Here is a 21,187-nt window from a genome sequence, read left to right on the forward strand (position 1 = left end):
GCCGAAGGGGGACCGCACACCCCCACCCCCGGGAAAGGCGCACCCCGGACGCAGCGACAGCCCCAGGCCCGCGCCAGCCGAAGGGCGCCCCCTGCCGCAGAGGAGGACGGAGACCCCGCGCCCGGGGGTACGGGGCTAAGGCCCTGGACTACTTACCGGCGGAGCCAATGGGCTTGGGCACACCCCCACGAAGGTGCGCCGGCACAAGATCGATCGCCGGCTCCGCGTAACCGACGGAGACAATCGCATCGCCCCGATACGTGAAGCTCGTCACGCTGGCCAGCGTGCACTGCCGCCGCCGCGGATCGTGCCAGAGCCGCCGCCGCTCCGCGTAGGAGCGGATCACCCAGATCGGCAGCTGGTGGCTGACGCACACCGCCTCGTGCCCCCTGGCCGCGTCCCGCGCGGCCCCCAGCGCCGCCGACATCCGCACGACCTGGTCGATGTACGGCTCGCCCCAGCTCGGGCGGAAGGGATTGGTCAGGTACTTCCAGTTAGCCGGCTTGCGCAGCGCCCCGTCGCCGACCCCGAAGGTCTTGCCGGCGAAGACGTTGGCCGCCTCGATGAGCCGCTCGTCCTTCGCGAGGTCGAGGCCGTGCGCCTCGGCAATAGGTGTCGCCGTCTCCTGGGCGCGTTCGAGCGGCGACGCGACGACGTACGCGATGTCGCGCTGCGCGAGGTGCTCGGCGACCCGGTCGGCCATCTTCCGGCCCAGCTCGGACAGGTGGTAGCCGGGCGCCCTGCCGTAGAGGATCCCGTCGGGATTGTGGACCTCGCCGTGCCGCACGACGTGCACCACGGTCAATTCATCGCTGCCGGAACTGCCGGAACTCATGCGTGGGCCTCCGCTGCGGCACGTGCGGCGGCGGGCAGCGCGGCGGCGATACGCTCCACGGCCCGCTCGTCGTGTGCGGTCGACACGAACCAGGACTCGAAGGCCGACGGGGGCACGTACACGCCCTGCGCCAGCATCGAGTGGAAGAACGGGGTGAAGCGGTACGCCTCCTGCCGCTTGGCCGCCTCGAAGTCACGGACCTCCTCGTCCGTGAAGAAGACGGAGAACATACTGCCCGCCCGCTGGAGCCGGTGCGCGACCCCCTCCTTGCTGAGCGCCGCCGTCAGCAGCGCCTGGATCTCGGCCGAGACCGCGTCCACCGCCGCATAGGCCGCGTCGTCCAGCAGCCGCAGCTGCGCCAGGCCGGCCGCGGTCGCCACCGGGTTACCCGACAGGGTGCCGGCCTGGTAGACCGGGCCGACCGGGGCGAGCTGCGCCATGACGTCGGCGCGCCCGCCGAAGGCCGCCGCGGGGAAGCCGCCGCCCATGACCTTGCCGAAGGTCATCAGGTCGGGGCGTACGCCGTCGAGCCCGTACCAGCCGGCCTTGCTGACCCGGAAGCCGGTCATGACCTCGTCGGAGACGAAGAGCGCCCCGTCTGCCGCGCACAGCTCCTTGAGCCCGGCGTTGAAGCCGTCACGGGGCGGGACGACGCCCATGTTGCCGGGCGACGCCTCGGTGATGACGCAGGCGATCTGCCCGGGGTGCGCGGCGAACGCGGCCCGTACCGCGTCCAGGTCGTTGTACGGCAGCACGATCGTGTCGCCGGTCTGCGCGCCGGTCACCCCGGGGGTGTCGGGCAGCCCGAAGGTGGCGAGCCCGGAACCGGCGGCAGCCAGCAGCGCGTCCACATGGCCGTGGTAGCACCCCGCGAACTTGACCACCTTGGCCCGCCCGGTGAAGCCGCGGGCCAGCCGGATCGCCGACATCGTCGCCTCGGTGCCCGACGACACCAGCCGCACCTGGTCCAGCGGTTCGACCCTGGCCACCATTTCCTCGGCCAGCGCGACCTCGCCTTCACTGGGCGTGCCGAAGGACGTACCATGTGTCACCGCAGCCTGTACGGCCGCGATCACCTCGGGGTGCGCGTGGCCGAGGATCATCGGCCCCCACGAGCAGACCAGGTCCACGTACTCCCGACCGTCGGCATCGGTCAGGTACGGACCGGTACCGGACACCATGAAACGGGGCGTACCACCCACGGCACGGAAAGCCCGCACCGGAGAGTTCACGCCTCCTGGCGTCACGGCCGCCGCTCGGTCGAAGAGTTCCTGGGACACTGGTGCTTCGTACGGATAGCTCACGGATACATGCTCTCAAACCCCGGGCGTTGCGCCACAACGTCTCAACCGTGCATCTGACACGATGATCGGGTTGCATGGTTGGGGCGGCAGATGGTCGGGTAGTGGAATGCAGCAGCGGGGTGACGGTCCGGGCGAGGGACCGGGAGAGCACGTACCCGATCCCGACGACGCCCGTCCTACGGGCAAGCGCCGTCGTATCCCGCGGAATTCGCAGCATCGACACACCGCGGAGCCGAGCAGTCCCGAACCACGCGACCAAGAACACCACGAGCAACAGCAACACCCAGAACACCGCGATCAACGCGGTACCGACGAACGCCGATCGACCGCAGAGGGCAGGAGCAGGGGTGGCCGAGTGGGGGTGACCTACAAGTACTTCGGTGCACCCGACGGTGCCACCGCGGCCCGCGTCCCGATCTCCATGCGCCCGGAGGAACTCGGCGGCGACGAACTCGGCCAGGGCCTGTACACCAAGGTCAAGCCGGAGACGATGGCCGCGATGGTCCTCACCGGCATCGAGGGCATACCCCCGGCCAAGGTCCCGCCGCTCGAACTCGTGGTCCTGCACCCGGACTACGCCGTCGTCCGCCTCCCGGCCTCCGTGGTGGAGCCGCTGCGCAACGCGAACGAGGAGTCCCTCGGCGCCGCCGCCTTCATCTGGTCCACGGTCCCCGACCGCCGCGGCCCGCGCGACGCGTTCGTCATCTACCGCATGCTGCACGAATGGCAGGACTTCGCCCGCCGATGCCAGGAGTCGGGGCACCAGCTCTACTGCCTGGTCTGGCCCTGACGGCCGTCGTCCGCCGCCGCCGGGCCGCCGCTGGTTAGCATCGGCGGTCATGGACCTGAGGCAGCTCGAATACTTCGTCGCGGTCGCCGAGGAGCGCAATTTCACCCGGGCCGCCGAGCGGGTGCACATCAGCCAGTCCGGGGTCAGCGCGCAGATCCGCCAGCTCGAACGGGAGTTGGGGGCCGAGCTGTTCGACCGTTCGGGCCGGGCGGCGCGGCTGACGGTGGCGGGCAAGGCCGCCCTGGAGCACGCCAGGGCCGCGCTGGCCGCCGCCGAGGCGGTGGGGCAGGCGGTCGGCGAGGTGACCGACGTCATCCGCGGGCGGCTGACGGTCGGGATGGTCATCGGCTGCACGGTCACCCCGCTCTTCGACGCCCTGGCCCGCTTCCACCTGGCCCACCCCGGGGTGGACGTCGCGCTGGTCGAGGACACCTCCGAGCAGCTGGCCGAGGGGGTACGGGACGGCGGCGTCGACCTGGCGCTGATCGGCAGCGCAGGCGAGCCGCCCGACGTGCTCGACTCCTTCACCGTCATCAGCGAGCGGCTGGTCGCCGTCGTCCCGCACGGGCATCCGCTGACCGGGCGGGACCCGGTGACCCTGCGGGAGGTCGCCGGCTATCCGCTGGTCTGCATGCCGCGCGGAACCGGTCTGCGCGGCGTCCTGGACCAGGCGTGCGCGGCGCAGCGGCTCGACCCGGCGATCGGGCTCCAGGCCAGCGCCCCCGACGCCATCGCCGACCTCGCCGCGCGCGGCCTGGGGGTCGGCGTGCTGAGCGAGTCGATGGCCGCCCGCTACACCGACCGCCTCGCCGCCCGCGTGATCGCGGACATCGACATCCCGGCGCTGCTCGCGCTGGTGTGGCGCGGCGCGCACGCCCCGGCCGTACGCGAGCTGGTGGCGCACTGCCGCCGGGCCTTCACCCGGCCGTAGCCTCCGCCTCCTCGCCCGCGGCCATGGCGGCGGGCTCCTCCTGCCAGGCGAGCGCCTTGAGCTGCATACGGGCCGCGGGCGCGCTGTTGGGCACGGTCGCCCAGTACGGATGTGCGGTGACCTGGACCGAAAGCCGCACCAGGCGGCGGCGCAGCACCGTGGTCTGGGTGCCGGCGGCGTCGGCGAGTTGGCGATACGTGGCGTACCAGTCGCGCTGCGCCTGGACGAGGTCCGCGGGGAACGTGTGGTGGTGCATGCCGGCGATTCTCGCATACGTTCGAACGCATGTGCGAAAAGCGGGCCGCTTCAGTCCCGGCGTGTCGCTGACGCCCCGCGGTTAGGGCACCGGGCCGCTCCCAGCCCGGCTTCCGCAACCGGACCGGGGGCGCGGGTCGCACGCAGATCATCAGCACGCACACCTGATGCGGCGGGGCCTCGCCCCCGGCCGCGGCCGGGGGCGGCGGTGTCGGCGTCTCAGTGGCGGGCGGCGGCGTGGTCGCCGTGGGCGGCGCCGTGGCGGGCGGCACGGCACGCGGCCCAGGGCGCGGCTCTGCTGGGCATGGTGGCTCGGTACACCACGGGCGGGAAGTACACGGCCCAGGCCGCCGCCATCGCGTGGCCGCGGCGGGCCGGGCTGATCACCGCCGCCCATCTCGCCGCCGGGCGCGGTCGTCGTGGACGTCGGCACCATTCCGACCGACGGCGGCGGCCTGACCGGCGACGTGGACGCGGAGTCGGTGAGCGGCACCGCCGCCGCCCTGTCCCCCGTGCACGGCGGCGTCGTCCCGGTCACCACCGCGCTGCTGCTCCAGCACACCGCGCTCGCCGCGCGGAGGGCCGTCACCGCGCACCAGTGACATCTGTCATGGGCGAGTACGGATGGACGGCTCTGCCGCCGGCCCCCGGCCGGCGGCGATGCTCATGCCATGGCAATCACCGACGCGATACGCACCCGCGAGAGCACGACCGCCGCACATGGTGACGGCGGCACACAGAGCGACGGCGCCGACGGCGGCACGCATGGCGACGGCGCGGACAGCGGCACGCATGGCGACGGCGGCGCGTCCGGCTTCCGGCCCGTCCCGGTGTGGTTCTTCGCCTTCGAAGGCATGCTGGGCGCGTCCTACGACATCGTCAAGTCCTCGCCGCACGCGTGGACCTTCGTCGCCGCATGCGTCGTGGCGAACATCGCGCTGGCCAGGACCGTGCTGCGCGGCCGGCTCAAGATGGCCAAGGCGATCCTCAAGGGCAGGCGCACCCGCAAGATCGCGGTGGGCCTGATCGCGCTGCGGGCCGGCGTGCACATCGCGCTCGGCGCGGCCGGGATGCAGTTCACGTCGCCCCCGGCACACGTCGCGGTCGCCGTCGCCATGTGCGCGGCCACGGTCGCGCTGCTGGCGTTCGACCAGCGGGTGATGCTGCGGGCGCTGGCTGCGGGCTGAGCCGCACCGACGGGCGGACGGGCGGACGCACCGCGGAGGCCGCCGCATATGCTGCGCGGGAATGCAGCCCACCGTCCAAGAGCCCGAGAGGCAGCACGACATGAGCACCCGTACCGCAGTGGTCACCGGCGCGAGCAGCGGAATCGGCGCCGCCACCGCCCGCAGGCTCGCCGAGGCCGATTTCCACGTCGTGCTGGCCGCCCGCCGTGCGGAACGCCTCGACGCCCTCGCCGCGGAACTGACCGCCGACGGCCGCAGCGTGGCCGTGCACGCCCTCGACGTGACCGACAGGGCCGCCGTGGACGCCTTCGCCGCCGGCCTGGACGCGTACCCGCCACTTCACGTGCTGGTGAACGTCGCGGGCGGGGCGCTGGGCACAGAACCGGTCGCCACCGCCGACCCTGCGGACTGGCGGGCGATGTTCGAGGTCAATGTGCTCGGCGTGCTCAATGTCACGCAGGCCCTGCTGCCCGCGCTCAGCTCGTCCGGCGACGGCACGATCGTCGTCCTGTCCTCGACCGCGGGCCTGGCGACGTACGAGGGCGGCGGCGGTTACGTGGCCGCCAAGCACGGGGCGCACGTCATCGCCGAGACCCTGCGCCTCGAACTGAACGGCCACCCGGTGCGGGTCATCGAGATCGCCCCCGGCATGGTCAAGACCGACGAATTCGCGCTCACCCGCTTCCGCGGCGACGAGAGCCGGGCCGCGGCAGTGTATGCCGGGGTAGCCGAGCCGCTGACCGCGGACGACGTCGCCGACACCGTGGCGTGGGCCGTCACCCGCCCGGCCCATGTCAACGTCGACCTGCTGGTACTGCGCCCGCGCGCCCAGGCGTCCAACTACAAAGTGCACCGCATGCAGTAGTCGCCACACCCCCGGGTGAACTCCCGGCACACCGTCAACTTCCGTTGCTGCGGGGGTTAGCGGTGTGCCGAAGTCGGGAACGATATCCGCGTCGGTCTTCGCGCGTAGACCCGTACAGCCGTATCCGCACGACATCCGTACCGCTCACCCCTGTGGACCACCCCGTGCCGCCCCGCGGCCCGGGGTCCCCTCACGTCCGGAGGTTCGTTCATGCGCATCCGCCTGGCACTCCCCCTCGCCGCCGCGGTCCTCTCCCTGCCCGCCGTCCTCGCCGCCGCCGCGCCGGCCGGCGCCGCACCCGCAGACAAGGCGCAGGTGCTCAGCAGCTGGACCCAGACCAGCGCCAGCAGCTACAACACCTGGCTGGCCGCCCGCAACAACCAGGCCGCCTGGTCGGCATACGGCTTCGACTGGTCGACCGACTACTGCTCCGACTCTCCCGACAACCCGCTCGGCTTCCCCTTCAAGACCGCCTGCGCCCGCCACGACTTCGGCTACCGCAACTACAAGAACGCCGGCACCTTCAGCGCCAACAAGGCCCGGCTGGACAACATGCTCTACGCCGACCTCCAGCGGGTCTGCGCCGGCTACTCGGGCGTCACCAAGACCGCGTGCGACTCGACCGCGTGGACGTACTACCACGCGGTGGACATCTTCGGCTCGGCCGCACCGGCGAGGAACGCCGCCTGATCCGCCCGGGGGGGGGGGGGGGGGGGGGGGGGGGGGGGGGGGGGCGGGGGGGCGCGGGGGGGGGGGGGGGGGGGGGGGGGGGGGGGGGGGGGGGGGGGGGNCCCCCCCCCCCCGCCCCCGGGGGGGGGGCGCCCCCCCGCCCCCCCCCCCCCCCCCCCCCCGGTCCGCCGCGGTCAGCCGTGGGCGACGGTGAGCGCGTAGAAGGCGACGCGGGCGCCGTTGGTGGTGCTGTCCGAGGAGGACTGGTTGTAGGAGCCGGCCTTGAAGTACTGCTTGTAGGCGTTGAAGGACGACGGGATGGCGTAGTGCGTCGTGCTGCCGTTGACGGTCAGGTCGATGGTGTTGCCTCCCGACACGCCGATCGTGTAGCTCCACTTGGTGCCGACCGCGACATGGCCGACGGTGTGCGTGGTCTGGCCGCCGTCCGGCGAATTCTCCACGCCCGCGACGATGTCGCCGTTGGAGTGGTAGTACAGCTCGATCAGCGGCTTGGNGCCGACGGTGTGCGTGGTCTGGCCGCCGTCCGGCGAATTCTCCACGCCCGCGACGATGTCGCCGTTGGAGTGGTAGTACAGCTCGATCAGCGGCTTGGTCGAACTGCCGCCCGAGCCGAGGTGGATCTGCCCGACGCACACGTTCGACGTCACGGAGACCACCCGCAGTGTCGCGTCCAGCCGGTGGGTGCCGGCCAGCGACCAGTCGGCGGCGCTGCCGTTCGTGTTCATCTCGCGCAGCTCGGAGCGCGCGTAGTTGGAGTTCGGCGTCGTGACGCCCTTCTCCGGCGCCCAGAAGGTCATGGCGCCGTCGGACCCGTCGGTGTAGAAGTACGAGTCCTGGTAGCCGCCCGCGCCCTGGAGCCGCGACGACGAGATGGTGGTGGGAGAGCCCGGCGAACCCACCGGCTCCTGAAGCTCCCATACCGACAGGTTGAAGTTCCCGCCGGGCGCCACCGCGGTGTTGAGCCCGCCGGAGGGCGGGGTCGAGCCGCCGGGCAGCGTCCACAGCTGGTTGGACGCGCCGGTACAGGTCCAGATCTGCAACTGGTTGCCGTTGGCCGTCGACTTGTCCGTCACGTCCAGACACTTGCCCGAGCCGGTGTTCACCAGCTCACCGTTGCTGACGGTCCACTGCTGGGCGGCGCTGCCGTTGCAGTCGTACAGCTGCACCTTGGCGCCGCTGGCCGTCGAGCCGGCCGTCACGTCCATGCACTTGCCCAGCGACCGCACGGTGTTGTCGGAATTCCCGACGGTCCAGCTCTGCGCCGACGTCCCGTTGCAGTCGTACAGCTGTACATGCGTTCCGTTGGCGCTCGACGCGGAGGCCACGTCCACGCACTTCCCGCCGAGCCCGGTGATCGGCCCGGCGCTCGCAGCCGACGCGCTGGGCGAACCCAGCACCCCGAGCGCGCCGACGACACCCGCGGCACTGACCACCGCGAGCACTTTTGAACGGCAATTCATGTGGGGGTCCTTAAGCCTAGAGGATGGTCTAGTCCAAAGGGTGCGCCCCCGTTGAATAACACGCCCCCGCCACCCCGTCAACGCCTCGGTCGTCCGCCCGGTCCCCTCGGACGGACGACCGGGCGGACGACCGGGCGGACGTCTCAGCCTTTGACGCAGACGACCTGCTTGAGCTTGGCCACCACCTCGACCAGGTCGCGCTGCTGGCTCATCACCTTGTCGATGGACTTGTACGCGCCCGGGATCTCGTCCACGACGCCGGAGTCCTTGCGGCACTCGACGCCGCGGGTCTGGTCCTCCAGGTCGCGGGTGGAGAAGCGCTTCTTCGCCGCGTTGCGGCTCATCTTCCGGCCGGCGCCGTGCGAGGCCGAGTTGAAGGCCGCGGTATTGCCCAGCCCGCGGACAATGTACGTCGCCGTGCCCATGGACCCGGGGATGATGCCGAGGTCACCGCTGCCGGCACGGATCGCGCCCTTACGGGTGACCAGCAGGTCCATGCCGTCGTAGCGCTCCTCCGAGACGTAGTTGTGGTGGCAGGAGATCTCCGGCTCGAAGGTCGGCGCCGCCTTCTTCAGTTCACGGCGGACGACGCCCTTGAACAAGGCCATCATCAGCGTGCGGTTCCACTTCGCGTACTCCTGCGCCCAGTACAGGTCGTGCCGGTAGGCCGCCATCTGCGGAGTGTCGGACACGAAGACCGCCAGGTCGCGGTCGACCAGGCCCTGGTTGTGCGGCAGCCGCTGGGCCTCGCCGATGTGGAAGTCGGCCAGCTCCTTGCCGATGTTGCGCGAGCCGGAGTGCAGGGTCAGCCACACCGCGCCGTCCACGTCGAGGCACAGCTCGATGTAGTGGTTCCCCGACCCGAGCGTGCCCAGTTGCTGGGTGGCCCGCTCGCGGCGGAATCGCACCGCGGCGGCCACCGCGTCGAAACGGGTCCACAAGTCGTCCCAGCCCGCGGTCGCCAGGCCGTGGAAGCCGCCAGGGTCGAGCGCGTCGCGGTGGAGCCCGCGGCCGACCGGGATGGACTGCTCGATCCTGGTCCGCAGGCGGGACAGGTCGCCCGGCAGGTCGTCGGCGGTCAGTGAGGTCTTCACCGCGCTCATCCCGCAGCCGATGTCGACGCCGACCGCGGCCGGGCAGACGGCGCCCTGCATGGCGATGACGGAGCCGACCGTGGCGCCCTTGCCGTAGTGGACGTCGGGCATCACTGCGAGGCCCTTGATCCAGGGCAGCGTGGTGACGTTGCGCAGCTGCTCCATCGCGACGCCCTCGACGGTGGACGGATCTGCCCACATGCGGATCGGGACCCGGGCGCCGGGCACCTCTGTGTACGACATGGCTGTCCCCCGGACGTCGACCATTAGGGATGAATAAGACGAAACAGCACAATCGCCGGATTCGTCGAAAAGACCAACGCGTCACCCGATAAACCCACCCCAGCGGGCGGTTTCGGTAAGGCGTGCGGTAGACATTGTGTCCAGGGTTCGCTCAAGCGCGCCAAGGATTTACCGCAGCGGGTCCACCCGGCGTACGCCGTCCGGTCGAATCCGTCGGATTCCGGGCGCATTCCGATCGAAAGGCGGCACGTGAGGCAAGGGCTCCGCCCAGTGCGGTCAACGCGACGGCCGCCGGCCGCGCTCGGCGCGCTGGCGCTGGCTGTCGCGGTCGGCGCGCTCGGCGCCTGTACGGGCGGCGGCACCGACAACGCGTCCAGCGACAGCAAATCCGCGCGGCTGAACGCCGGCACCGTGTCCCCGGCCCCGCCGGGCAAGTACAGGACGCTGCCGCAGCCGTGCATCGCCGTCGACCTCGACACGCTCAAGGCCCTGGTGCCCGGCGGCCTGGACTACTCGGGGACGGAGTCGCTGACGTACGACACCGACCGCCGGGTCGGGTGCAGCTGGCGGGCGACGACGCCGGACGGTTCGAGCCGGTCGCTGGCGATAGACCTGGAGCGGGTCGTCTCCTACGACCCGGCGGTGAGCGACGAGGTCGAGGCGAAGTCGGACTTCGACGACCAGGCGGCGACCGCGTCGATCCCCCCGCTGCCGCTGCCCGGCTCGACGACGACCACGAGCCCGCCGACCACTCAGACGTCGGGCACGACCGGTACGTCCGGCACGGGGGCGCCGACCGGTCCGGCCGGCAACAGCGCCGACCTCGCGCCCCGGCGGCTGACGGATGTGGGGAACGCCGCGTTCATCAACGACGTGCCCGCGACGAAGAAGGGCGGCGTGGCCCGCCGCGATGTGACGCTGGTCTTCCGCACCGCGAACGTCGTCGTGAACATCCGCTACACCCAGTCCTCGCCCGCCGACGCCGCGCCACCGCAGAGCGCCGACCTGCAAGGGGGCGCCCAGAAGGTGGCCGAGCAGCTGGAGCGCAGGGTCGAGAGCTGACCGGCGCCCGGCACCGCCGCGGGACCCTTTAGGGTGGAGGGCCGACCGGCCCGCGCCCGGAAGCATCCGGCCGGGCGCCCGCGAAGGCAGCGGGAGGCGGGCAGCAGCCAGACACACAAGGACTGGGACCCATGGAACGACGACGACGACGTATAGCGGCCCGGCCGGCCCTGCTGCTCGCCTGCGCGGTGGCGGTCCCCGCGGCGCTGCTCACCGGCTGCTCGTCCGGCGGCGGCTCCGACGACAGCGGCTCGGACTCCGGCAGCTCCGGCGGCGGCACGACCTCGGCGGCCGGCACGCCGACGACCCCGGCGCTCGCCCCGGCGAAGTACGCCACGCTCCCGGACGGCTGCGCCACGGTCGGCAAGGCCACCGTCGGCGCGCTGGTCCCGAAGGCGAAGTCGCCCGGCGGCACGACGGCGCCGTCCGACGACGCCCGCGCCCGCAGCGGCTGCTCCTGGACCGGCAACGGCTCCGACGGCTACCAGTACCGCTGGCTCTCGGTGACGCTCCAGCGGTTCAGCTCCACCGTGACCGCGTCCGCCGAGCAGCAGGCTAAGGACCGCTTCGCCGACCAGGTCGCCCAGCTCGGCAAGGTGCCGGGCGCGGCCACCTCGGCCGTGACGGGCGTCGGCGACCAGGCCAGCACGGTCACGGAGCGGGCCACCGCCGCCAAGGTCACCTCGCAGAACGACACGCTCGTGGCGCGTACCGGCAATGTCGTGGTGATCGTCGAATACAACGGCGCCGGACTCGAGGGCAAGAAGAACCCCTCCGCGACCACCGTGCGCGACGGTGCCGCGCGGGCCGCCAAGGACGTCGTCGCGTCGGTCGCCGGCGCCAACGGCTGACGCCACACCACGCCGGTGCAAACGGCGGCCGTGGCGGCGAACACGTAACGAACACTGCCCCGCCCGTCCGCAATCCATCGGCAATCCGTACGTTTGTCCCGCGTACGCGCCTCCGAGCCGCCATTCCCGTATGGCAGGCTGGGGCGGCCAGTTGCCGAGCGGCAGGAGGGGTCGCGGGTGGCCGCGATACATTTGACCCGAACACACCGGATATTGGTCGGTGTGGTCGTCGCCGGCGCCGTGGTGATCGCCGGGATCGGTTTCGCCGGTTCCTACGCCGCGGTGCGCACGCTCGCGCTGGACAAGGGCTTCGGCTGGTTCGCGAATGTCTTCCCGATCGGCGTCGACGCGGGCATCGTCGTCCTGCTGTCCCTCGACCTGCTGCTGACCTGGCTGCGGATCCCCTTCCCGCTGCTGCGGCAGACGGCGTGGCTGCTGACCGCTGCGACGATCGCCTTCAACGGCGCCGCGGCCTGGCCCGACCCGCTCGGTGTGGGCATGCACGCGATCATCCCGGTGCTCTTCGTGGTGTCGGTGGAGGCCGCGCGGCACGCGATCGGCCGGGTCGCGGACATCACCGCCGACAAGCACATGGAGTCGGTCCGCATCACCCGCTGGCTGCTCGCGCCCTTCCCGACCTTCCGGCTGTGGCGCCGGATGAAGCTGTGGGAACTGCGGTCGTACGAGGAGGTCATCAGGCGCGAGCAGGACCGGCTGGTCTACCGCGCCAGGCTGCGGGCCCGCTACGGCGTCGCCTGGCGCCGCAAGGCCCCGATCGAGGCGATCATGCCGCTGCGGCTGGCCCGTTACGGGGTGCCGCTGACCGAGACCGCGGAGGCCGGGCTCGCGGCGGCCGGCATCGAACCGCACGAGCCGGTCAAGGAGTTGACGGCGGCGGAGCCCGTCGTGGTGACCGCGGAAGCGGCACCCGAGGCGGCGGCCGTGGAGCCGCAGGGCGTCGACCCGGTGGACGTGCCCGAGCCGCTGTACGCCGAGCAGGTCTACGGGCATCAGTACGATCCGCGCTACGACCCGCACTTCGACCCGAGGTACGACCCGCGCTACGACCCCCGGTACGCCTACGACCAGCAGCAGTTGCATCAGCAGCAGCAAGGACAGTGGCAGGGCGCCACGCACGACAGCCCGTGGTTCGCGGCCCAGCAGCAGCTCCAGGCGCAGTCCGGACAGCAGGCCCACGTCCAGGAGCAGCACCACCAGCCGCAGCCGGACGTGGCGCCCGGGCCCGAGCCGGAGCCTGCGGGCCAGATACGGGTCCCGGCCGGCCCGAACCGCACCCGCCCGCTGGGCGGCGCCTCAAGCGCAAACGGTGCCTACGGGGTCAACGGGGCCAACGGCAACCTCGCCCCGACAATCCCCGGCCCGCGCGCCGAGGAATTCCCGGCCCCGGTCCAGCAGGCCCAGCCCCCGGCCCCGCAGCCGCAGCCGCAGCCGCAGCCCGAGGCGGAATCCGGGCCCGCACTCGGCCCCGACCTGGAACCCGCAGCCGAGTCGGGCCTCGACATCCCGGACGGCGTCTCGGTGGAGGAGGCCTACTTCGCCGCGTACCGCCAGTACGTGCGCGAGCAGGGCCACTTCCCGAACGCCCGGCAGTTCGCCCGCTACCTGCCCGGTCTCTACGGCGGCACCGCCCCCGAGGAACGCCACCTGGTCGCGTCCATCCGCGACATGCGCTACCGCTTCCAGTCCGAGGCCGACACCGAGCACATCCCGTAGCCACCCGCGCCACGCCCGGGGACGCGCCCACCCGGGAGGCGGGGCGGCCCAACCACCCCGCGCCCCCGGCCGGCTCGGCGTCAGGCGTCGGCGCCCAGCAGGGTGCGTACCCGGTCCTGGCCCACCGCGAGGAGCAGGGTGGGGAGCCGAGGCCCGGTGTCGCGGCCGACCAGCAGTTCGTAGAGCAGCGCGAAGAAGGACCGCTGGGCGACCTTCAGCTCGGGCGTCGGCTTGGCGTCGGGCGCCAGCCCGGCCTGCACCTTCGGCACCGCGTAGACCAGCGTCGTCAGACCGTCGAGCGACCAGTGCGAGCCCAGCCCGTCGGCCAGCAGCTTCAGCGCGCCCCGCTCACCGTCGTCCAGCGCGGCGAGCCGGGCCGTGTCGGGCTCGGCCCTGACCACGGTCCGCTGCTCGGCCGGGACCTGGCTGGAGATCCACGCCTCGGCCCGGTCCAGCCTGGGGCGCACCTCGTCCAGCGAGGCCAGCGGCCGGTCCGGGTCCAGCTCGGACAGGATCCGCAGCGTCTGCTGCTCGGCGCCCGCGGTGATGTCGGCGACCGAGGCCAGCGTCCGGTACGGCAGCGGCCTGGGAGTACGCGGCAGCTCACCGGCCGCCGTGCCCGCCGCGCGGGCGTACGCGGCGACGTCGCCGGGCAGCGCGGAGCCCTCGTCGACCTTGCGGGTGAGCGCGTCCCACTCGTCGTAGAGCCGCTGGATCTCCTGGTCGAAGGCGATCTTGAAGGACTGGTTGGGGCGGCGGCGGGCGTAGAGCCAGCGCAGGATCTGCGGCTCCATGATCCGCAGCGCGTCGGCCGGTACCGGGACCCCGCCCTTGGACGAGGACATCTTCGCCATCCCGGAGATGCCGACGAAGGCGTACATCGGCCCGATCGGCTGCTGACCGCCGAAGATCGGTCCGACGATCTGCCCGCCGACCTGGAAGGACGACCCGGGCGAGGAGTGGTCGACCCCGGACGGCTCGAAGACGACGCCTTCGTACGCCCAGCGCATCGGCCAGTCGACCTTCCAGACCAGCTTGCCGCGGTTGAACTCGCTCAGCAGCACCGTCTCACGGTGCCCGCACACACAGGTGTACGTCAGCTCGGTGGTCTCCTCGTCGTACGCGGTGACCGTGGTGAGGTCCTTGCCGCACTGCCCGCAGTACGGCTTGTACGGGAAATACCCGGCGCCGCTGCCGCTGCCGTCGTCCTCCTCGGCCGCGCCCGAGCCCTCCTCCGCGGCCAGCTCCGCGTCGTCCACCGGCTTCTGGGACTGCTTGGCCGGGGCCTTCTTCGTGCGGTACTGCTCCAGGATCGCGTCGATGTCGGCGCGGTGCCGCATGGCGTGCAGGACCTGCTCGCGGTAGGCGCCCGAGGTGTACTGCGCGGTCTGGCTGATGCCGTCGTACTCCACGCCCAGTTCCGCGAGCGAGGCCGACATCTGGGCCTTGAAGTGCTCCGCCCAGCTCGGGTACGGGGACCCGGCGGGCGCCGGCACCGAGGTCAGCGGCTTGCCGATGTGCTCGGCCCACGACTCGTCCACGCCCTCGACGCCGTTGGGCACCTTGCGGTAGCGGTCGTAGTCGTCCCAGGAGATCAGGTGCCGCACCTCGTGGCCGCGCCGCCTGATCTCGTCGGCGACCAGGTGCGGGGTCATGACCTCGCGCAGATTGCCCAGGTGGATCGGCCCTGAGGGGCTGAGCCCGGACGCGACGACAACGGGTTTCCCGGGTGCGCGGCGCTCCGACTCGGCGATGACGTCGTCCGCGAAACGGGAGACCCAGTCGGTCTCGGTGCTGCCAGCCACGGCTCTTCCTTCCTGGTCGGCGGGGCCGCTCCTGAAGGCGCCCCGACCGCTCCAGTCTCCCAGACCCGCAACCCCCGCCGGGCCACCCTGTGGATAACTCCGCCCCTCCCCCACCCCTGTGGATAACTCGCTCGCCGACCCCGGCTCGCGTGGGAGACTGAGGTGTCGCGTCACGTGATGCGACATCCACGATCCCGACACACGAAACGGCACCTCCATGGCCTCGGTCGCTTCCCTTTCCGCCTCGCTCCAGCAGCGTGTCTCGGCCGCCCTCGCGGCGGCCGTGCCGTCGGCCGCCGACGCCGACCCGCTGCTGCGACGCAGCGACCGGGCGGACTTCCAGGCCAACGGGGTGCTGGGCCTGGCCAAGCGGCAGAAGACCAACCCCCAGGCGCTCGCGGCCGAGGTCGTCGCCGCGCTGCCCTCGGGCGGCGCGGAAGCCGGCGGCGACGACGTGATCGCCGCCGTCGAGGTGTCGGGACCCGGTTTCCTCAACATCACGGTGGCCGACGCCGCCATCACCCGCAATCTCGCCGCCCGGGCCGCCGACGACCGGCTCGGCGTGCCCCTCAAGGAGCACCCGGGCGTCACGGTGGTGGACTACGCCCAGCCGAATGTGGCCAAGGAGATGCACGTCGGCCACCTGCGCTCGTCGGTGATCGGCGACGCGATCGTGAAGATCCTGGAATTCGGCGGCGAGCAGGTCGTCCGCAGGCACCACATCGGCGACTGGGGCACCCAGTTCGGCATGCTCGTGCAGTATCTGATCGAGCACCCGCACGAGCTGGACCACAGCGAGGGCGAGGCCGACGCGGGCGAGGCCTCGATGTCCCGGCTCGACCGGCTCTACAAGGCGTCGAGCGCGCTGTTCAAGGCCGACGAGGAGTTCAAGGACCGGGCCAGGCGGCGGGTGGTGGACCTCCAGGCCGGCGACCCGGAGACGGTCGCGATGTGGCAGCGGTTCGTGGACGAGTCGAAGCTCTACTTCGACTCTGTCTACCAGAAGCTGGACATCAGGATCCGCGACGAGGACATCGTCGGCGAGTCCGGTTACAACGACATGCTGGTCGAGACCTGCGACCTGCTGGAGAAGGCCGGCGTCGCGGTGTGGTCCAACGGCGCGCTGTGCGTGTTCTTCGACGACATCAAGGGCAAGGACGGCGAGCCGGTCCCGCTGATCGTCCGCAAGACCGACGGCGGCTTCGGCTACGCGGCCACCGACCTGTCCGCGATCCGCAACAGGACCGGCGCCCTGCACGCCGACACCCTGCTCTACGTGGTCGACGTGCGGCAGTCGCTGCACTTCCGGATGGTCTTCGAGACCGCGCGGCGGGCCGGCTGGCTGGCCGACGGGATCACCGCGAAGCACCTGCCGTTCGGCACCCTGCTGGGCAAGGACGGCAAGCCGTTCAAGACCCGGGCGGGCGAGAGCGTCAAGCTGGAGGACCTGCTGGACGAGGCGGTGCAGCGGGCCACCGCCGTGGTCCGGGAGAAGGGCGAGAAGATCGGCCTGACCGAGCAGGAGATCACCGCCAACGGCGCCCAGGTCGGCATCGGCGCGGTGAAGTACGCCGACCTGTCCACCTCGCTCGGCCGGGACTACGTCTTCGACCTCGACCGGATGGTCTCGCTCAACGGCGACACGAGCGTCTACGTCCAGTACGCCTACGCCAGGACCCGGTCCATCTTCCGCAAGGCCGCGGAGGGGCAGCAGGCGGTCGCGCACCCGGAGCTGCCGCTCGAACCTGCGGAGCGGGCGCTCGGCCTGCACCTCGACGCGTTCGGCGACACCCTTGCCGAGATCGCCGAGGTCTACGAGCCGCACCGGCTCGCGTCGTATCTCTTCCAGCTCGCCTCGCTGTTCACCACCTTCTACGAGCAGTGCCCGGTGCTCACCGCCGACGGCGGCCCTGCCCAGGTGGAGAACCGGCTGTTCCTGTGCGACGTGACCGCCCGCACCCTGCACCAGGGCCTGGCGCTGCTCGGCATCCGTACGCCCGAGCGGCTCTGACGGCGCCGCCCGCCCGCCCGCGCCCGGCGGGCGGGCCGCCGCCACCTGTGGTCCGATGGTGGGTACGGCAACGGCGGACCAAGGCGGGCGGACGGCACGTGACGGATCCGGAGATCGACTACCGGGCGATCTACAACAGGCTGCCCGCCGGTATCGCGCTGCTGTCCCCGGACCTGCGCTTCATCGACGCCAACGAGGCGTATCTGCACCTGTCGGGCCGCTCCCTCGCCGATCTCCTGGGCCACCACATCTTCGAGGTCTTCCCCGACAGCCCGCACAGGGGGCGCGCCGGGAACGGACCGACCAGCCTCGGCGCCTCGCTCCGCAACGTGCTCGCCACCAAGGAGCGCGACACCCTCGCCCTCCAGCGCTACGACGTCGAACGGCTCGACCGGCCAGGCACCTACGACGAGCGGTACTGGAGCACGATCAACACCCCGATCCTCGACGCGGCGGGCGAGGTCGTCCTCATCGCGCACCGGGTCGAGGAGGTCACCGACTTCATGCGGACCGGGGCCGCGGAGCACGGCGGCGACAGCAAGCTGCGGGCCGAGCTGTACATGCGTGCCAGCGAGCTGCAGGAGCTCAACCAGCGGATGCGCAAGGCGCACGCCCGGGAGCGGGAGGTCGCGCTGGCTCTGCAGGCCGCCCTGCTGCCCGCCCCCCGGCCGGTCGGCCACCGGGCCGCGGTGCGGTACCAGCCGGCGGTCAGCGCGCTGAACGTGTGCGGTGACTGGTACGACCTGGTGGACCTGCCCGGCGACTGCATCGCGGTCGCTGTCGGTGACGTCGTCGGCCACGGGCTGGCCGCCGCCTGCGTGATGGGCCAGCTCAGAAGCGCGCTGAGCGCCGCGGCCCGGGTCACCGGCGGCCCCGCCGAGGCGCTCGACGCGCTCGGGCTGTACGCCAGGTCCGTGGACGGCGCGGAGTCCACCACCGTGGTCAATGCCTTCATCGACTGGGCCGACCGCAGCATCACGTACAGCAACGCGGGGCACCTGCCGGCGGCGCTGCTGCACACCGACGGCAGTGTCGAATTCCTCGACCGTGCCACTGACCCGCCGCTCGGCGCCCGCCCGCACCACCAGCCGCGCCCGCAGGCCACCGTCGGCTTCGACACGGGAGCGGCCCTCGTCCTCTACACCGACGGGCTGGTCGAGCGGCGCGGCGAGGACATCGACGTCGGCCTCACCCGGCTGGCGACGACCCTCGCGAGCCGCCCGGCGTCGGACCCGGAAACGATGGCCGACGCGCTGCTGTCCGAGCTGATCCCGTCGACCGGCGCGACGGACGACACTGCCCTGGTCGTGCTGCGGCTCTGACCGCGTACGCCTCAGAGGCGGCGCGCGACCTCGGTGGCCCAGTACGTGAGGATCATGTTCGCGCCCGCGCGCCGGATCGAGGTGAGCGTCTCCATGATCGCCCGGTCCCGGTCGATCCAGCCGTTGGCCGCCGCGGCCTCGACCATCGCGTACTCGCCCGAGATCTGGTACGCCGCCACCGGCACGTCCACCGTGTCGGCGACCTTGCGCAGCACGTCCAGATACGGCAGCGCCGGCTTGACCATCACCATGTCGGCGCCCTCGGCGAGGTCGAGCGCCAGCTCCCGCATCGACTCGCGGAAATTCGCCGGGTCCTGCTGATACGTCTTCCGGTCGCCCTTGAGCGAGGAGTTCACGGCCTCGCGGAAGGGGCCGTAGAAGGCGGAGGCGTACTTCACCGTGTAGGCCAGGATCGCCACGTCCTGCCGGCCGATCTCGTCCAGGGCGTCGCGGATGGTGCCGACCTGGCCGTCCATCATCCCGGACGGGCCGACCACATGGACGCCGGCGTCCGCCTGGACCTGGGCCATTTCCGCGTAGCGCTCAAGGGTCGCGTCGTTGTCGATCCGGCCCTCGGCGTCCAGGACGCCGCAGTGGCCGTGGTCGGTGTACTCGTCCAGGCACAGGTCGGACATGACGACCAGCGCGTCGCCGACCTCCTCGACCACGTCCCTGATCGCCAGTTGCAGGATGCCGTCCGGCTCCGTGCCCTGGCTCCCGATCGCGTCCTTGACCTCGGGCACCCCGAACAGCATGATCCCGCCGACCCCGGCGGAGGCGGCCTCGACGGCCGCCTTGCGCAGGGAGTCACGGGTGTGCTGGACGACCCCCGGCATCGTGGAGACGGCCTGCGGCTCGCTGATGCCCTCCCGCACGAAGGCCGGCAGGATCAGCTCTGCCGGATTCAGCCGGGTCTCCGTGACCAGGCGGCGCATCGCGGGACTCGTACGGAGGCGACGCGGGCGCGCGCCGGGGAATTCGCCGTAGCTCACCATGTCTCCACGGTACGCCCGCGGCAGGCGTGCTCTTCCCGACGCCGAGTCGGCCCCGGGGCTCCCCTCACGCGAGGGTGCCCCGCCCCGGGCACGGGGAACCGCACGGCCCCCGCGCCCGGCGGAAGCGGGTCAGACCCGGGCGCGGCGGCGGGCGCCGGGACGGCGTTCGCTGGGGCGGGTGACAGGATCGCCGGCCGCACCGGCGGCTTCGCGCCGGGCGAGGCCGAAATCGGCGAGCGCCTGGGCAAGCGCGTGCACGGACGGCTCGGGAGCCATCACGTCGACCCGCAGCCCGTGCTCCTCCGCCGTCTTGGCCGTGGCCGGCCCGATGCAGGCGATCACGGTGACATTGTGCGGCTTCCCCGCGATGCCGACCAGATTGCGCACGGTCGAGGACGAGGTGAAGAGCACCGCGTCGAAGCCGCCGCCCTTGATGGCCTCGCGGGTGTCGGCCGGCGGGGGCGACGCCCGTACCGTGCGGTAGGCGGTGACGTCGTCCACCTCCCAGCCCAGTTCGACCAGGCCGGCGACCAGGGTCTCGGTGGCGATGTCGGCGCGCGGCAGGAAGACCCGGTCGATCGGGTCGAAGACCGGGTCGTACGGCGGCCAGTCCTCCAGCAGCCCGGCCGCCGACTGCTCGCCGCTGGGCATGAGGTCCGGCTTGACGCCGAATTCGACCAGCGACTGGGCGGTCTGCTCACCGACGGCGGCGACCTTTATCCCGGCGAAGGCGCGCGCGTCGAGCCCGTACTCCTCGAACTTCTCCCGCACCGCCTTGACCGCGTTGACCGAGGTGAAGGCGATCCACTCGTAGCGCCCGGTGACCAGGCCCTTGACGGCGCGCTCCATCTGCTGCGGGGTGCGCGGCGGTTCCACCGCGATGGTCGGCACCTCGTGCGGCACGGCGCCGTACGAGCGCAGTTGGTCGGAGAGCGACGCGGCCTGCTCCTTCGTCCGCGGTACGAGCACCCGCCAGCCGAACAGCGGCTTGGTCTCGAACCACGACAGGTGCTCGCGCTGGCCGGCCCGTTCCCCGACCACGGCTATGGCCGCGATCGGGCCCTCGGGGGTGGGCAGCGCCTTGGTGGCCTTGAGTTCGGCGGCGATGGTGGCCAGCGTCGCGGTCCAGGTGCGCTGCCGGGTGGTGGTGCCGGCCACGGTCACCGACAGCAGGGTGTCGGGCCTGCGTCCTGAGCCGATCAGCTCGGCGGCGGTCGCGGCGACCGTCTGCAGGGTCGTGGAGACCACCAGCGTGGCGTCGCTGGCGCCGACCTCGCTCCAGCACCGGTCGGAGGCGGTGGCGGCGTCCACGAAGCGCACGTCGCCGCTGAGCGGCACCCCGGCGTAGGCGGGCACGCCCACCGCGCTGGCGATGCCGGGCACGACCTCGAAGGGGATGCCCGCACGGGCGCAGGCCAGCATCTCGGCGGCGGCGCAGGAGTCGAGACCGGGGTCACCGACCACCGCACGTACCACCCGCTTGCCGGTCCGCGCGGACGCCATGACAAGCTGTGAAGCGGCATCGGCAAGGGCGGTGGTGTCCAACACCTCGGCGTCCACGGCCGGTTCCGCCGTGTTCACGTCCGCTCGGGCGTGGATGCGGACGACGTCGAGCACTGGCCTGTCGCCGACCAGCAGGTCGGCCAGGGCGAGCGCTTCGACGGCGCGCAGGGTCAGCAGCCCGGGGTCACCAGGCCCGGCACCCAGGAAGGTGACGTGACCGGTCACGGACCGCCCGGCGGAGCCGGGACTT

Annotated in this window: 20 protein-coding genes; 11 read left to right on the top strand and 9 right to left on the bottom strand. The window is 72.1% G+C overall.

Annotated features, from left to right (window positions below):
• Positions 1–148: 148 nt before the first annotated feature.
• On the bottom strand, positions 149–835 hold the full coding sequence (locus tag V7E46_RS16525) for a histidine phosphatase family protein (RefSeq protein ID WP_333769117.1): 687 nt from the start codon (positions 833–835) through the stop codon (positions 149–151).
• Positions 832–2,139, bottom strand: coding sequence for a glutamate-1-semialdehyde 2,1-aminomutase (hemL, locus tag V7E46_RS16530; protein WP_329175815.1), 1,308 nt, complete (start codon positions 2,137–2,139; stop codon positions 832–834). Before hemL ends, V7E46_RS16525 begins: the two co-directional genes overlap by 4 nt.
• A gap of 361 nt (positions 2,140–2,500) precedes the next feature.
• Here hemL and V7E46_RS16535 point away from each other — a divergent pair, with 361 nt between their 5' ends.
• On the top strand, positions 2,501–2,929 hold the full coding sequence (locus V7E46_RS16535; RefSeq protein ID WP_073501961.1) for a hypothetical protein: 429 nt from the start codon (positions 2,501–2,503) through the stop codon (positions 2,927–2,929).
• A 49-nt stretch (positions 2,930–2,978) separates the two neighbouring features.
• Complete coding sequence (locus tag V7E46_RS16540) at positions 2,979–3,860, top strand: LysR family transcriptional regulator (protein ID WP_333769118.1); 882 nt, start codon at positions 2,979–2,981, stop codon at positions 3,858–3,860.
• On the opposite strand, the gene V7E46_RS16545 is transcribed toward V7E46_RS16540, so the two are convergent.
• Both V7E46_RS16545 and V7E46_RS16550 read right to left on the bottom strand, forming a co-directional pair.
• A complete protein-coding gene (locus V7E46_RS16545) occupies positions 3,847–4,116 on the bottom strand; it encodes a hypothetical protein (RefSeq protein ID WP_329175818.1) in 270 nt (89 codons plus the stop codon). The two genes, V7E46_RS16540 and V7E46_RS16545, sit on opposite strands and share 14 nt — an antisense overlap.
• A gap of 218 nt (positions 4,117–4,334) precedes the next feature.
• Positions 4,335–4,502: a hypothetical protein gene (locus V7E46_RS16550; protein WP_333769119.1), complete on the bottom strand. Its 168-nt coding sequence runs from the start codon at positions 4,500–4,502 to the stop codon at positions 4,335–4,337.
• A 32-nt stretch (positions 4,503–4,534) separates the two neighbouring features.
• On the opposite strand from V7E46_RS16550, the gene V7E46_RS16555 reads away from it, so the two are divergent.
• The 4 genes from V7E46_RS16555 to V7E46_RS16570 all read left to right on the top strand — a co-directional run bounded on the left by V7E46_RS16555 (position 4,535) and on the right by V7E46_RS16570 (position 6,857).
• Positions 4,535–4,717, top strand: a complete 183-nt coding sequence (locus tag V7E46_RS16555; protein WP_333769120.1) for a hypothetical protein — start codon at positions 4,535–4,537, stop codon at positions 4,715–4,717.
• A gap of 69 nt (positions 4,718–4,786) precedes the next feature.
• Positions 4,787–5,302, top strand: coding sequence for a hypothetical protein (locus V7E46_RS16560; RefSeq protein WP_333769121.1), 516 nt, complete (start codon positions 4,787–4,789; stop codon positions 5,300–5,302).
• Between the two features lie 100 nt (positions 5,303–5,402).
• A complete protein-coding gene (locus tag V7E46_RS16565) occupies positions 5,403–6,167 on the top strand; it encodes an SDR family oxidoreductase (RefSeq protein WP_333769122.1) in 765 nt (254 codons plus the stop codon).
• A 210-nt stretch (positions 6,168–6,377) separates the two neighbouring features.
• Positions 6,378–6,857 (top strand): phospholipase, encoded by a 480-nt coding sequence (locus V7E46_RS16570; protein WP_333769123.1) that lies wholly within the window; start codon positions 6,378–6,380, stop codon positions 6,855–6,857.
• A gap of 173 nt (positions 6,858–7,030) precedes the next feature.
• On the opposite strand, the gene V7E46_RS33910 is transcribed toward V7E46_RS16570, so the two are convergent.
• Positions 7,031–8,317 carry a polysaccharide lyase family 7 protein gene (locus V7E46_RS33910; RefSeq protein ID WP_443054189.1) on the bottom strand — a complete coding sequence of 429 codons (1,287 nt, stop codon included), beginning with the start codon at positions 8,315–8,317 and terminating at the stop codon, positions 7,031–7,033.
• A gap of 143 nt (positions 8,318–8,460) precedes the next feature.
• Positions 8,461–9,654: an RtcB family protein gene (locus V7E46_RS16585; RefSeq protein WP_333769124.1), complete on the bottom strand. Its 1,194-nt coding sequence runs from the start codon at positions 9,652–9,654 to the stop codon at positions 8,461–8,463.
• Between the two features lie 270 nt (positions 9,655–9,924).
• Between V7E46_RS16585 and V7E46_RS16590 the strand changes: the two genes are divergently transcribed.
• From V7E46_RS16590 to V7E46_RS16600, 3 genes are all read left to right on the top strand, one after another.
• A complete protein-coding gene (locus V7E46_RS16590) occupies positions 9,925–10,716 on the top strand; it encodes a hypothetical protein (protein ID WP_333769125.1) in 792 nt (263 codons plus the stop codon).
• 131 nt (positions 10,717–10,847) lie between these two features.
• Positions 10,848–11,567: a DUF3558 domain-containing protein gene (locus V7E46_RS16595; protein WP_333769126.1), complete on the top strand. Its 720-nt coding sequence runs from the start codon at positions 10,848–10,850 to the stop codon at positions 11,565–11,567.
• Between the two features lie 177 nt (positions 11,568–11,744).
• Positions 11,745–13,301, top strand: a complete 1,557-nt coding sequence (locus tag V7E46_RS16600; RefSeq protein WP_333769127.1) for a DUF2637 domain-containing protein — start codon at positions 11,745–11,747, stop codon at positions 13,299–13,301.
• Between the two features lie 80 nt (positions 13,302–13,381).
• On the opposite strand, the gene lysS is transcribed toward V7E46_RS16600, so the two are convergent.
• The gene (lysS, locus tag V7E46_RS16605; protein ID WP_333769128.1) at positions 13,382–15,106 is read right to left on the bottom strand and encodes a lysine--tRNA ligase; all 1,725 of its coding nucleotides are present in this window, start codon (positions 15,104–15,106) and stop codon (positions 13,382–13,384) included.
• A 217-nt stretch (positions 15,107–15,323) separates the two neighbouring features.
• Here lysS and argS point away from each other — a divergent pair, with 217 nt between their 5' ends.
• Complete coding sequence (gene argS / locus V7E46_RS16610; RefSeq protein ID WP_333769129.1) at positions 15,324–17,117, top strand: arginine--tRNA ligase; 1,794 nt, start codon at positions 15,324–15,326, stop codon at positions 17,115–17,117.
• A gap of 98 nt (positions 17,118–17,215) precedes the next feature.
• The gene (locus tag V7E46_RS16615; RefSeq protein WP_333769130.1) at positions 17,216–18,439 is read left to right on the top strand and encodes a PP2C family protein-serine/threonine phosphatase; all 1,224 of its coding nucleotides are present in this window, start codon (positions 17,216–17,218) and stop codon (positions 18,437–18,439) included.
• A gap of 11 nt (positions 18,440–18,450) precedes the next feature.
• Here the strand turns inward: V7E46_RS16615 and hemB are convergent, their stop codons facing one another.
• A complete protein-coding gene (hemB, locus tag V7E46_RS16620; RefSeq protein ID WP_333769131.1) occupies positions 18,451–19,434 on the bottom strand; it encodes a porphobilinogen synthase in 984 nt (327 codons plus the stop codon).
• 129 nt (positions 19,435–19,563) lie between these two features.
• Entirely contained in the window at positions 19,564–21,162 is a 1,599-nt protein-coding gene (locus tag V7E46_RS16625; RefSeq protein ID WP_333769132.1) for a bifunctional uroporphyrinogen-III C-methyltransferase/uroporphyrinogen-III synthase, read from the bottom strand.
• Positions 21,163–21,187: the final 25 nt, after the last annotated feature.

The organism is Streptomyces sp. IBSBF 2435 (assembly GCF_036815005.1).
Lineage (GTDB): Bacteria > Actinomycetota > Actinomycetes > Streptomycetales > Streptomycetaceae > Actinacidiphila.